Here is a 13548-nt window from a genome sequence, read left to right on the forward strand (position 1 = left end):
GGCCGATAGTGTATTGGTTTCATTGATGGCAAAATGATGCCATGCGCATGGATTAAGGAAACCCCATTGAAGCTGGAATTGCGGAACAGCTTGTCGGTCAAGTTGCTCAGGGTCGTGCTGCTGTCGGCGCTCGCAGTGGGCGTCGTACTCAGTTGTGCGCAAATCGTCTATGACACCTACAAGACCCGCCTGGCTGTCAACAGCGATGCCCAGCGCATCCTCGACATGTTCCGCGACCCTTCGACCCAGGCGGTGTACAGCCTTGACCGGGAGATGGGCATGCAGGTCATGGAAGGCCTGTTCCAGGACGAATCGGTACGCATGGCATCCATCGGCCACCCCAACGAAACCATGCTGGCAGAAAAGTCCCGCCCGCTGCAGGACATGTCCATGCGCTGGCTGACCGACCTGATTCTCGGCCAGGAACGCACCTATACCACCCAACTGGTCGGCCGCGGCCCCTACAGCGAATACTACGGCGACCTGAGCATCACCCTCGACACCTCGTCCTATGGCGAAGACTTCCTGATCAATGCAGTGATCATCTTCATCTCCGGCGTGCTGCGTGCCCTGGCCATGGGCCTGGTGCTGTACCTGGTCTACCACTGGCTGTTGACCAAGCCGCTGTCGAAGATCATCGAGCACCTGACCCAGATCAACCCCGACCGCCCCAGCCAACACCAGATTCCCCTGCTCAAGGGCCACGAGAAAAACGAACTGGGGCTCTGGGTCAACACCGCCAACCAATTGCTGGCGTCCATCGAGCGCAACACCCACCTGCGCCATGAAGCCGAGAACAGCCTGCAACGCATGGCCCAGTACGACTTCCTCACCGGCCTGCCCAATCGCCAACAACTGCAGCAACAACTGGACAAGATCCTCGTCGATGGCGGCCGCCTGCAGCATCGCGTGGCGGTGCTGTGCGTGGGCCTGGACGACTTCAAGGGCATCAACGAGCAGTTCAGCTACCAGGTCGGTGACCAGTTGCTGCTGGCCCTGGCCGACCGCCTGCGGGCCCACAGTGGCCGTCTGGGGGCGCTGGCGCGGCTGGGGGGCGACCAGTTCGCCCTGGTCCAGGCCAATATCGAGCAACCTTATGAAGCGGCCGAACTGGCCCAGAGCATCCTCGACGACCTGGAAGTGCCGTTCGACCTCGACCACCATCAGATCCGCCTGCGCGCCACCATCGGCATCACCCTGTTCCCTGAAGACGGCGACAGTACCGAGAAGTTGCTGCAGAAAGCCGAACAGACCATGACCCTGGCCAAGGCCCGCTCGCGCAACCGCTACCAGTTCTACATCGCCAGCGTCGACAGCGAGATGCGCCGCCGCCGCGAGCTGGAAAAAGACCTGCGCGAAGCGCTGCCGCGCAATCAGCTGTACCTGGTGTACCAGCCGCAGATCAGCTACCGCGACCACCGCGTGGTCGGCGTCGAGGCCCTGCTGCGCTGGCAGCACCCGGAGCTGGGCATGGTCCCGCCCGACCAGTTCATCCCGCTGGCCGAGCAGAACGGCAACATCATCACCATCGGCGAATGGGTGCTCGACCAGGCGTGCCGGCAGCTGCGCGAATGGCACGACCTGGGCTTCAGCGACCTGCGCATGGCGGTCAACCTGTCGACCGTGCAACTGCACCACAGCGAGCTGCCGCGGGTGGTCAACAACCTGCTGCAAGCCTATCGCCTGCCACCGCGCAGCCTGGAGCTGGAAGTCACCGAGACCGGCCTGATGGAAGACATCAGCACGGCCGCCCAGCACCTGCTCAGCCTGCGCCGCTCCGGGGCACTGATCGCCATTGACGACTTCGGCACCGGCTACTCCTCGCTCAGCTACCTGAAGTCGTTGCCGCTGGACAAGATCAAGATCGACAAGAGCTTCGTCCAGGACCTGCTCGACGACGATGACGACGCCACCATCGTCCGTGCCATCATCCAGCTGGGCAAGAGCCTGGGCATGCAGGTAATCGCCGAAGGCGTTGAAACCGCCGAGCAGGAGACCTACATCATCGCCCAGGGTTGCCACGAGGGTCAGGGCTACCACTACAGCAAGCCACTGTCGGCCCGCGAGCTGACCAACTTCCTCAAGCAGGCCCAACGCAACCAGGTCTCGATGTTCTAGCCGCTGGCGCCCCCGGTTACAGGCCGTGACCGGCATTTACATGAATTGCGCGTTCGCCCCTTTACAGCAAATGCAAATCTTTCGCATGATGTTGCGGTTTCGCGTGCCACGCCGCACGGTCCAACCACACGACGCAGGGAAACCAACAATGATTCGAACGCCTCTGGCCTCCGCCAGTCTGCTGGCCATCGCCATCGCTCTCGCCGGTTGCGGCGAAAAAGATGACAAGGCTGCCGCTCCGCAAGCTCAGGCACCTGCTGCCGCCAGCACCCCCGCTGCGGCGCCTGGGGCTGTCGATGAAGTGGCTGGCAAGGCGGTGGTCAAGCACTACGCCGAACTGGTCTACGCCGTGTACAGCGACTCGCTGAGCACCGCCAAGGCCCTGCAGACCGCTGTCGACGCGTTCCTTGCTCAGCCCAACGACGAAACCCTGAAGGCCGCCAAGGAAGCCTGGTTCGCCTCGCGCGTGCCGTACCTGCAGAGCGAGGCCTTCCGCTTCGGCAACACCATCATCGATGACTGGGAAGGCCAGGTTAACGCATGGCCGCTGGACGAAGGCCTGATCGACTACGTCGACAAGAGCTACGAGCACGCCCTGGGCAACCCGGCCGCCAGCGCCAACATCATCGCCAACACGGAGATCCAGGTCGGCGAAGAGAAGGTCGACGTCAAGGACATCACCCCAGAGAAGCTGGCCAGCCTGAACGAGCTGGGCGGCTCCGAAGCCAACGTCGCCACCGGCTACCACGCCATCGAATTCCTGCTCTGGGGCCAGGACCTGAACGGCACCGGCCCGGGCGCCGGCAACCGCCCAGCCTCCGACTACCTGGAAGGCAACGGCGCCACCGGCGGCCACAACGACCGCCGTCGTGCCTACCTGAAAGCGGTCACCGACCTGCTGGTCAAGGACCTCGAAGAGATGGTCGGCAACTGGGCACCGAACGTCGCCGACAACTACCGCGCCAAGCTGGAAGCCGAGTCGGTCAACGACGGCCTGCGCAAGATGCTGTTCGGCATGGGCAGCCTCTCGCTGGGCGAACTGGCGGGCGAGCGCATGAAGGTCTCGCTGGAAGCCAACTCGCCTGAAGACGAGCACGACTGCTTCAGCGACAACACCCACTACTCGCACTTCTACGACGCCAAGGGCATCCGCAACGTCTACCTGGGCGAGTACACCCGCCCGGATGGCAGCAAGGTGACCGGCCCGAGCCTGTCGTCGCTGGTGGCCAAGGTTGACCCGGCCACCGACGCCACCCTGAAGGCCGACCTGGAAGCCACCGAAGCGAAGATCCAGGTGATCGTCGACCACGCCCTGAAGGGCGAGCACTACGACCAGCTGATCGCCGCCGACAATGCGGCCGGCAACCAGATCGTGCGTGATGCCATCGCCTCCCTGGTCAAGCAGACCGGTGCGATCGAGCAAGCCGCAGGCAAGCTGGGCATTACCAACCTGAACCCGGACACGGCCGATCACGAATTCTGATCCCTGCTGTAGCGGTTCTGAAGAAGGCGGCCCTCGGGTCGCCTTTTTTGTTTTGTCCTTCCTGACACTGATTTCATCCAGCAATTGCAAATTGCTCTTATTCAAACATCCCCACTTTGCTAAGCTTGCACGCCGGTTTTTCGCTCACGCCCAGGGTTCTAGATGTCCTCGTCGCTGTTCCGACTCTCTCCTCTGCTGCTGGCCTTTGCCCTCGGTGCCTGTGATGACGCCCCGCGTTTCACCCAGGCCGAGCCCGGCGAAGCGCTGTCGGGTGGCAAGGCGACGGTCCAGCGCAGTGATCGCAATGCCTACTCCCTGCCTTCGGCCAACCTCTCGCCCGAGCGGCGCCTGGACTTTGCCGTCGGCAACAGCTTCTTTCGCAACCCGTGGGTGATCGCCCCGTCCACCACCACCGCGCGCGATGGGCTCGGCCCGCTGTTCAACACCAATGCCTGCCAGAACTGCCACGTACGCGATGGCCGTGGCCACCCGCCAGCGCTCGATGACAGCAACGCGGTGTCGATGCTGGTGCGCCTGTCGATCCCCGACCAGCCTTACCTGGCCAAGGTGATCGAACGCCTGGGCGTGGTCCCCGAGCCGGTGTACGGCACCCAGCTGCAGGACATGGCCATCCCCGGGGTAGCACCGGAGGGCAAGGTGCGGGTGACCTACGTCAACCAGCCCGTCACCTTCAAGGACGGCCATCAGGTCGAGCTGCGCCGCCCAAGCCTGCAGATCACCCAGCTTGGCTACGGCGCGATGCACCCCGACACCCGTTTCTCGGCCCGCGTGGCGCCGCCGATGATCGGCCTTGGCCTGCTCGAAGCCATCCCCGAAGCCGATATCCTGGCCAACGAAGACCCGGACGACCGCAACCGCGACGGTATCCGTGGCCGTGCCAACCGGGTCTGGGACGACGCCCAGGGCAAAACCGTGGTTGGCCGCTTCGGCTGGAAAGCCGGGCAACCCAACGTCAACCAGCAGAACGTCCATGCGTTTGCCGGCGACATGGGCCTGACCACCACCCTGCAACCCAAGGACGACTGCACCGCGGCGCAAGTCGACTGCCTGGCCGCCCCCAACGGCGATGGCATCGGCGGCGAAAAGGAAGTCAGCGACAACATCCTGCGCCTGGTGACCTTCTACACCCGCAACCTGGCAGTGCCTGCCCGTCGCGACGTGGGTTCGCCGCAGGTGCTGGCGGGCAAGAACCTGTTCTTCCAGGCCGGTTGCCAAGGCTGCCATACCCCGCAATTCACCACCGCCGCAAACGCCGCAGAGCCTGAGCTGGCCGGCCAAGTGATCCGCCCCTACAGTGACCTGCTGTTGCATGACATGGGGCCGGGCCTGGCCGATGAACGCACCGAATTCGCCGCCAATGGCCAGGACTGGCGCACCCCGCCGCTGTGGGGCATAGGCCTGAGCGAAACGGTCAGTGGCCACAGCCAGTTCCTGCACGACGGCCGTGCCCGCAACCTGCTCGAAGCCGTGCTCTGGCACGGTGGCGAAGCGCAAGCGGCGCGCAACTTCGTACTCACCTTCAATGCCGAGCAGCGCGCCGCGTTGCTGGCTTTCCTGAATTCACTTTAAACGCGCAAGGAGCCGGGCATGTTCCGACCTAAACTGTTGTTCACCAGCCTCGCCGCACTCGCCCTCGGCGCCTGCTCGCCGCAGGACCCGCAAGCGGTGACCTCCGCCGCCATCGCCAAGCAGGTGATCCTGCCCACCTACAGCCGCTGGGTCGAAGCCGACCGCCAGCTGGCCGTCAGCGCCTTGGCCTATTGCGAAGGCAAGGCCAGCCTGGACACCGCCCGCGCCGACTTCCTTACTGCGCAAAAGGCCTGGGCCGAGCTGCAACCCTTGCTGGTCGGCCCACTGGCCGAAGGCAACCGTCCTTGGCAGGTGCAGTTCTGGCCCGACAAGAAGAACCTGGTCGGCCGCCAGGTCGAGCAACTGGTCAACGCCGACAAGCCCGTCGATGCCGCTACCCTGGGCAAGGCCAGCGTCGTGGTACGCGGCCTGTCGGCCTACGAGTACATCCTCTTCGACAGCAAGCCGGATGTTGCCACGCCTGAACAGAAGGCCCGCTACTGTCCATTGCTGGTGGCCATCGCCGACCACCAGAAGGCCCTGGCCGAAGAGATCCTCAAGGGCTGGAACAGCACCGACGGCATGCTCTCGCAGATGACCAAGTTCCCCAACCAGCGCTACGCCGACTCCCACGAGGCCATCGCCGATCTGCTGCGCGCACAGGTCACCGCCCTGGATACCCTGAAGAAAAAGCTTGGCGCCCCCATGGGCCGGCAGAGCAAGGGCATCGTCCAGCCGCTGCAGGCCGAAGCCTGGCGCAGCCATTCTTCGCTCAAAAGCCTGGAGGCCAGCCTGAAGGCTGCCCAGGCGGTCTGGGTCGGGGTCGACAACCAGGGCTTGCGCGGCCTGCTGGGCAGCGACCAGAAGGCCTTGGCGTGCAAGATCGACGAGGCTTACGCTACGTCCATCAAACTGCTGGCCGACAACCAGAAGACCCTCGGCGAGCTGCTGGCCGATGACGCCGGCAAGCAGACCCTCAACCAGATCTACGACAGCCTCAACGTCGTCCACCGCCTGCACGAAGGCGAGCTGGCCAAGGCGTTGAATATCCAGCTGGGCTTCAATGCCAACGACGGTGACTGATCATGCTGCGACGCCAGGCCCTCAAACTCGGTAGTGTATTGCTCAGCGCCCTGACACTGGGCGGCTGGAGCCTGTTGCGCAACAAAGGCGGCGAACCTCTGCTGCTCTCCGCGCGTGACGACGGCGATGGCAAGCATTATGCCGTCGGGTTTCGCCTGGACGGCACCCAGGTGTTCAGCACCCAGGTTGCCCAGCGTTGCCACGCCATCATCAACCACCCCGAGCTGCCCATCGCCCTGTTCGTCGCCCGTCGCCCAGGTACCGAAAGCTACCTGGTCGACCTGCGCGACGGGCGTCTGCTGCAAACCGTGACCTCGCAGCCCAACCGCCACTTCTATGGCCACGCGGTCATCCACAAGCATGGCGAGTGGCTGTACACCACCGAGAACGATACCCGCGACCCTGGGCGCGGCGTGCTCGGCGTCTACCGTTTCGAGGGCGAACGCCTGGTGCACAGTGGCGAGCTCTCGACCCACGGTATCGGCCCGCATGAAGTCGCCTGGCTACCAGACGGCGAGACACTGGTGGTGGCCAACGGCGGCATCCGCACCGAGGCCGAAAGCCGCGTGGAAATGAATCTCGACGCCATGCAACCGAGCCTGGTACTGATGCAGCGCGACGGCACCCTGCTGAGCAAGGAAACCCTCGCCCAGCAGATGAACAGCGTGCGTCACCTGGCTATTGGCGACGACGGCACCATCGCCGCCTGCCAGCAGTTCATGGGCGACGCCGATGAGACGGCCGAGCTGCTGGCCATCAAGCGCCCGGGCGAGCCATTCAAGGCCTTCCCGGTGCCGGAGCGGCAGTTGCAGGCCATGGCCCAGTACACCGCCAGCGTTGCCATTCACAGCGACTTGCGACTGGTGGCGCTGACGGCGCCGCGGGCCAACCGCTTGTTCGTCTGGGACCTGGACAGTGGCGCGGTGAAGCTGGATGCACCAATGCCCGATTGCGCTGGGGTGGGTGCGGTGAAAGATGGCTTTGTCGTGACCTCCGGGCAGGGGCGTTGCCGCTTTTACGATTGCCGCAAGGCCGAGCTGATCGGGCAACCGATGCAGCTGCCTTCCGGGTTCTGGGACAACCACCTGCACCTGGCCTGAGGTTCACCCGTGTAGGAGCGGCCTTGCCGGGGCGCCGGACCGGTCGGAAAGGGCTGCGCAGCGGCCCCAGCAATTTTTGCCTGTACGCTCAGATCCTGGGGCTGCTGCGCAGCCCTTTCCGACCGGTCCGGCGCCCCGGCAAGGCCGCTCCTACACAGAGGCGGTGCGAATACATCCCCCATCCTGCCAAAAACAGTCAATACTTGCCCCATCCACACGTGGGCAGGGTCGCCCGTTGTCGTGTCAAAACGAATAACAACCACGTATCCAAGGAACCGGACCTATGCTGCGCCGCCGCATGCTCATCATGTTGGCCGTCGTTCTGCTGATCGTGTTGGCCTTGGGGGGCTACAAGGCCTACTCGATCTACCAGCAGATCCAGGTGTTCACTGCCCCCAAACCGCCCATCACCGTGGCAGCGGCGCTGGCAGAAGAACGCCAGTGGCAAGAGCGCCTGCCCGCCGTCGGCAGCCTCAAGGCATTGCAAGGCGTCGAGCTGAGCCTTGAAGTCGAAGGCATCGTCAAAAGCCTGCACTTCGACTCCGGCCAGAAGGTCAAGGCCGGACAACTGCTGCTGCAACTCAACGACGACCAGGAAACCGCCCTGCTCGGCACCGCCCAGGCCGACCTGGGCCTGGCCAAGGTCGATTTCGGCCGGGGCAGCCAGCTGGTGGTCGACTCGGCCATTTCCCGTGGCGAGTACGATCGCCTCACCGCCCAGTACCGCCGTAATCAGGCAGTGGTCGATCAGCTCAAGGCCTCGAAGACCAAGAAAAGCATCAGTGCCCCCTTCAGCGGCACCATCGGCATCCGCCAGGTCGATGTCGGCGACTACCTGGCAGCCGGCACGGTGATCGCCACCCTGCAAGACCTGTCCAGCCTCTACGTCGACTTCAACGTGCCCGAACAGGCCCTGCCGCACCTGAGCCTTGGCCAGCAGGTGCTGCTGCAGGTGGCGGCCTACCCCGGCCAGACCTTCCCCGCCAGCCTCAGCGCCATCAACCCCAAGGTCGAGGAAACCACCCGCAACCTGCTGGCCCGCGCCACCCTGGCCAACCCTGACGGCAAGCTGCTGCCGGGCATGTTTGCCAACTTGCTGATCCTGTTGCCCGACCCGCAGCCGCGCGTGGTGGTGCCGGAAAGCGCCATCACCTACACCCTGTATGGCAACTCGGTGTATGTCGCCACGCCCAAGCAAGGCGAGGACGGCACCGCAGAGAAAACCGACGATGGCCAACCCCGGCTCAGCGCCGAGCAACGCACCGTGCAGACCGGCGAGCGCCGCGACGGCGTGGTGGTGGTCAGCAAGGGCCTGAAGGCTGGCGAGCAGGTGGTCACCGCCGGGCAGCTGAAACTGACCCCGGGCGCGGCGATCCGCATCGGCCAGGACAAGGCGCTCACGCCTGATCACGGCACCCCGCACAACGACTGACAGGAGGCAGGCATGGCGTTCACCGACCCGTTCATCCGCCGCCCGGTCCTGGCCAGCGTCGTCAGCCTGCTGATTTTGCTGCTGGGCTTTCAGGCCTGGAGCAAACTGCAGATCCGCCAGTACCCGCAGATGGAGAACGCCCTGATCACGGTGACCACCGCCTACCCGGGTGCCAACGCCGAAACCATCCAGGGCTATATCACCCAGCCCCTGCAGCAAAGCCTGGCCAGCGCTGAAGGCATCGACTACATGACCTCGGTGAGCCGGCAGAACTTCTCGATCATCTCTATCTATGCGCGCATCGGCGCCGACAGTGACCGTTTGTTCACCGAACTGCTGGCCAAGGCCAACGAGGTGCGCAACAAGCTGCCGCAAGACTCCGAAGACCCGGTGCTGAGCAAGGAGGCCGCCGATGCCTCGGCGCTGATGTACATCAGCTTCTACAGCAAGGAAATGAGCAACCCGCAGATCACCGACTACCTGTCACGGGTGATCCAGCCCAAGCTTGCCACCCTGCCGGGCATGGCCGAGGCCGAGATTCTCGGCAACCAGGTGTTCGCCATGCGCATCTGGATCGACCCGGTGAAGCTGGCCGGCTTCGGCCTCTCGGCAACCGACGTGACCAGCGCCGTGCGCCGCTACAACTTCCTCTCCGCTGCCGGCGAGGTGAAGGGCGAGTACGTGGTCACCAGCATCAATGCCAGCACCGAGCTCAAGTCTGCCGAGGCATTCGCCGCCCTGCCGGTCAAGACCAGTGGCGACAGCCGGGTGTTGCTGGGTGATGTGGCACGGGTCGAGATGGGCGCAGAAAACTACGACACGGTCAGCTCGTTCGACGGCATCCCCTCGGTGTACATCGGCATCAAGGCCACACCGGCCGCCAACCCGCTGGAAGTGATCAAGGAAGTCCGGCGCATCATGCCGGAGCTTGAGAGCCAGCTGCCCTCGGCGCTGAAGGTGTCGATTGCCTACGATGCCACGCTGTTCATCCAGGCCTCCATCGACGAAGTGATCAAGACCCTCGGCGAGGCGGTGCTGATTGTCATCGTCGTGGTGTTCCTGTTCCTCGGTGCCCTGCGCTCGGTGCTGATCCCGGTGGTGACCATCCCGTTGTCGATGATAGGCGTGCTGTTTTTCATGCAGATGATGGGCTACTCGCTCAACCTGTTGACCCTGTTGGCGATGGTGCTGGCGATCGGCCTGGTGGTGGACGACGCCATCGTCGTGGTGGAAAACATCCACCGGCACATGGAAGAAGGCAAATCGCCGTTCGATGCGGCGCTCGAAGGTGCCCGGGAAATCGCCATGCCGGTGGTCTCGATGACCATCACCCTGGCGGCGGTGTATGCCCCTATCGGCTTTTTGACCGGGCTTACAGGAGCGCTGTTCAAGGAGTTCGCGCTGACCCTGGCCGGTGCAGTGATCATCTCCGGCATCGTCGCGCTGACCCTTTCACCCATGATGTGCGCGCTGCTGCTGCGCCCGGAACAGAACGCCACAGGCCTTGCCCACCGCCTCGACCGGCTGTTCGAGCGCCTCAAGGTGCGCTACCAGCGCCTGCTGCACGCCACCCTGAACAGCCGGCCGGTGGTGCTGGTGTTCGCGGTGATCATCCTGTGCCTGATCCCGGTACTGCTCAAGTTCACCCAGAACGAGCTGGCGCCCAACGAGGACCAAGGGGTGATCTTCATGATCAGCAGCTCGCCGCAACCGGCCAACCTCGACTACCTCAATGCCTACACAGACCAGTTCACGCCGCTGTTCAAAGCCTTCCCCGAGTACTACTCGTCGTTTCAGATCAACGGCTTCAACGGTGTGCAGAGCGGCATCGGCGGCTTCCTGCTCAAGCCGTGGAACGAGCGCGAACGTACGCAGATGGAGCTGCTGCCGCTGGTGCAGGCCAAGCTTGAGGAAATCGGCGGCCTGCAGATCTTCGGCTTCAACCTGCCGTCGCTGCCCGGCACCGGTGAGGGCCTGCCGTTCCAGTTCGTGATCAACACCGCTGGGGATTATCCGGCACTGCTGGAAGTGGCCCAGCGCATCAAGGCGCGCGCCCAAGCGTCTGGCAAGTTCGCCTTCCTCGACATCGACTTGGCCTTCGACAAACCTGAGGTGGTGGTCGATATCGACCGCGCCAAAGCGGCGCAGATGGGGGTTTCGATGGATACCCTGGGCGGCACCCTGGCGACCTTGCTGGGCGAGGCGGAAATCAACCGTTTCACCCTGGAGGGCCGCAGCTACAAGGTGATTGCCCAGGTCGAGCGGCCGTACCGCGACAACCCCGGCTGGCTGAACAACTACTACGTGAAGAACGACCAGGGCCAGTTGCTGCCCCTGTCGACCCTGATTACCCTCAGCGACCGCGCCCGCCCGCGCCAGCTCAACCAGTTTCAGCAGTTGAACTCGGCGATCATCCAGGGCGTGCCCATGGTCAGCCTGGGCGAGGCCCTGCAGACCGTGCAGGCCATCGCCCGCGAAGAGGCCCCGGAAGGTTTCGCCTTCGACTATGCCGGGGTGGCACGCCAATACGTCCAGGAAGGCAGCGCCCTGTGGGTGACCTTCGGCCTGGCGCTGGCGATCATCTTCCTGGTGCTGGCCGCGCAATTCGAGAGCTTCCGTGACCCCCTGGTGATTCTGGTGACGGTGCCGTTGTCGATCTGCGGTGCGCTGCTGCCGCTGTTCCTGGGTATCTCCAGCATGAACATCTACACCCAGGTGGGGCTGGTGACCCTGATCGGGCTGATCAGCAAGCACGGTATTCTGATCGTCGAGTTCGCCAACCAGTTGCGCGAAGAAAAAGGCTTGAGCGTGCGCGAGGCGATCGAGGAAGCGGCAGCCATTCGCCTGCGGCCGGTGCTGATGACCACCGCGGCAATGGTGTTCGGCATGGTGCCGTTGATCCTGGCGACCGGTGCGGGGGCGGTGAGCCGGTTCGATATTGGGACGGTGATTGCGACCGGGATGTCGATCGGGACGCTGTTTACCTTGTTTGTGCTGCCTTGCATCTACACCTTGCTGGCACACAAGACCCAAGCCAAGGAAACATCGATCGCCTGAAGCGGCCCACAAAAAAAGCCAGAGGCCCCGCGATACGGGGCCTCTGGCTTTTTACACTCAACCAGGGTTCAGCCGAACGGCCGCAACCCCTGACGCAAGCCGAACAGGAACAGCAACAGGTCCTGATCTGGCTTGGCCTGCGCTTGCTGCTTTGCCACCCGCGGCAATGCGCACTGGTCCACCCTCTCGGCCTTGCTGAACACCATCGGCTTCGGCTCTTCCCAGGCGGCCACCGCCACGGTGGTCACGGCCAACCCGGCGACCAGGAACAAAGCTCGAGCGATTTCTAGTTTCATTGCTCTAACCCTTTGACAACGCTGCCAAACGCCATCTGGTAAAAGTAGAGCAATGTTTTCCATTCCGCATCATTCAACGACGAGTGGCGGCGCAGCTGACGCAGGTCGTTACCGGCCGCGCGCTGGCAGCTGATACGCCGCCGGCACTTCTCCAGGTCCAGCAGGGCGACTTCGACCCGCGCCTGTTCGCCCTCGCCGATGACCTTGATGAAGACATGCTTGCCATACAGGCAGCCGTGCTGCCAATGCCCCAGGTGCATGCGCGCCAGGTTATCGGCCAGGTCCTTGAGCATGCGCTCATGCACCACCTGCGGATAACGCTCGCGAGCACCTTCGGCATGCCAGGTGTCGAGTTCGATGAAGCCATCCAGCGCTTCGCTGACCAGCAGCGCCCGCCATTGATGATCGGCATCGCGCTCGGCACCACAAAAGACGATGCGCGGCACACGCACACCCAATTGCTCGAAGCTGTTGAGCGCATCGAGTTCACGCAATACGGTCGGCCGGCCAAAAGGGTGCAGCAAGCTGCGGTAGATGTGCCCGACCTGGCGCTTGGCATACAGCAATTTGCCGCTGGCGTCGTTGAGGCGCTGCACGCCACTCTCGCCACCCCGCCGCTGGTTGGGTTCCTCGACCCACTCACCCTGCTGGCGCCAGTAAAAATCGAACCGCGATTCCCCGTTCCGGGCTACAGCCATCAAACACTACCCCTTGCGCAATACATAGACTCGCCACATGGCATAGAACGGCAGGAAGTCCAAGCGTTCCTGAATTCTGAAGCCGGCTGCCTTGAATTCTTCTTCGACCGTATCCGCTGGTAACACGAAACGGTTCTGGTAATTGTCCTGCTCAGTCTTGGCGCTACGGCGCTGCTCGAGCTTTTTCCGGCGCCAGGCCTTGAAGTTGCCATCCACCCACAGCGACAGGATCACACTATCACGGCTAACCCGTTGAAATTCCGAAAGAATCGTCTTTCTGTGGGCGGCTTCGCCAATGTGGTGGAACAACCGCATGCAAAAAATGCTGTCGACCGAATTGTCCGGCAGGTCGATGGCGAACGCTGAAGTCTGCAAGGGCCGTACCCGTGCGACTACCTCTGGCGGTTGCGCAGCACAGGCTGTCTCGATCATCGCCTCGGAGTTGTCGGCACCGATGATCACCCGGTTGGGTTTTTCCGCCAGCAGCGGCCAGAAGCGCCCCGCACCGCAGGGCAGGTCCAGCACCAGGCCCGGCTCACCGGCCAAGGCCAGGGCGCGACGCGCCAACTGCTCGTCACGTTTGTGGGAAAGGCGACGTGCCAGGCCATCCTGATGCTTGAGAAAATATTCGCGCGCGTGTTCTTGGTCGTATTTCTCGGAAAATTCAAGCTTGATGGGGCTACGCATTGGG

10 protein-coding genes are annotated in these 13548 nt (G+C 63.5%); 7 read left to right on the forward strand and 3 right to left on the reverse strand.

From position 1 onward, the window contains the following. Positions 1-66 precede the first annotated feature (66 nt). The 7 genes from LOY26_RS21760 (at position 67) to LOY26_RS21790 (ending at position 11863) form a co-directional block, all read left to right on the forward strand. The gene (locus LOY26_RS21760; protein ID WP_186659660.1) at positions 67-2118 is read left to right on the forward strand and encodes a bifunctional diguanylate cyclase/phosphodiesterase; all 2052 of its coding nucleotides are present in this window, start codon (positions 67-69) and stop codon (positions 2116-2118) included. A gap of 148 nt (positions 2119-2266) precedes the next feature. Continuing rightward, positions 2267-3601 (forward strand): imelysin family protein, encoded by a 1335-nt coding sequence (locus tag LOY26_RS21765; RefSeq protein WP_258714079.1) that lies wholly within the window; start codon positions 2267-2269, stop codon positions 3599-3601. A gap of 162 nt (positions 3602-3763) precedes the next feature. Continuing rightward, entirely contained in the window at positions 3764-5191 is a 1428-nt protein-coding gene (locus LOY26_RS21770; protein ID WP_258714080.1) for a di-heme oxidoredictase family protein, read from the forward strand. Between the two features lie 18 nt (positions 5192-5209). Then, a complete protein-coding gene (locus LOY26_RS21775) occupies positions 5210-6274 on the forward strand; it encodes an imelysin family protein (protein ID WP_258714081.1) in 1065 nt (354 codons plus the stop codon). 2 nt (positions 6275-6276) lie between these two features. Further along, entirely contained in the window at positions 6277-7374 is a 1098-nt protein-coding gene (locus tag LOY26_RS21780) for a DUF1513 domain-containing protein (RefSeq protein WP_258714082.1), read from the forward strand. A gap of 283 nt (positions 7375-7657) precedes the next feature. After that, on the forward strand, positions 7658-8806 hold the full coding sequence (locus LOY26_RS21785) for an efflux RND transporter periplasmic adaptor subunit (protein ID WP_186659664.1): 1149 nt from the start codon (positions 7658-7660) through the stop codon (positions 8804-8806). Between the two features lie 12 nt (positions 8807-8818). Next, positions 8819-11863, forward strand: a complete 3045-nt coding sequence (locus tag LOY26_RS21790) for a multidrug efflux RND transporter permease subunit (RefSeq protein ID WP_047582693.1) — start codon at positions 8819-8821, stop codon at positions 11861-11863. A gap of 68 nt (positions 11864-11931) precedes the next feature. Here the strand turns inward: LOY26_RS21790 and LOY26_RS21795 are convergent, their stop codons facing one another. From LOY26_RS21795 to LOY26_RS21805, 3 genes are read right to left on the reverse strand one after another with little or no spacing between them, the layout of a single operon-like run. After that, complete coding sequence (locus tag LOY26_RS21795; RefSeq protein ID WP_186659666.1) at positions 11932-12159, reverse strand: hypothetical protein; 228 nt, start codon at positions 12157-12159, stop codon at positions 11932-11934. Beyond that, the gene (locus LOY26_RS21800) at positions 12156-12857 is read right to left on the reverse strand and encodes a lipopolysaccharide kinase InaA family protein (RefSeq protein ID WP_033702805.1); all 702 of its coding nucleotides are present in this window, start codon (positions 12855-12857) and stop codon (positions 12156-12158) included. The genes LOY26_RS21795 and LOY26_RS21800 overlap by 4 nt, the downstream gene beginning before the upstream one ends. A 6-nt stretch (positions 12858-12863) precedes the next feature. Then, positions 12864-13544, reverse strand: a complete 681-nt coding sequence (locus tag LOY26_RS21805) for a class I SAM-dependent methyltransferase (protein ID WP_033702806.1) — start codon at positions 13542-13544, stop codon at positions 12864-12866. Positions 13545-13548 lie beyond the last annotated feature (4 nt).

Source organism: Pseudomonas sp. B21-047 (genome assembly GCF_024748775.1).
Lineage (GTDB): Bacteria > Pseudomonadota > Gammaproteobacteria > Pseudomonadales > Pseudomonadaceae > Aquipseudomonas > Aquipseudomonas capeferrum.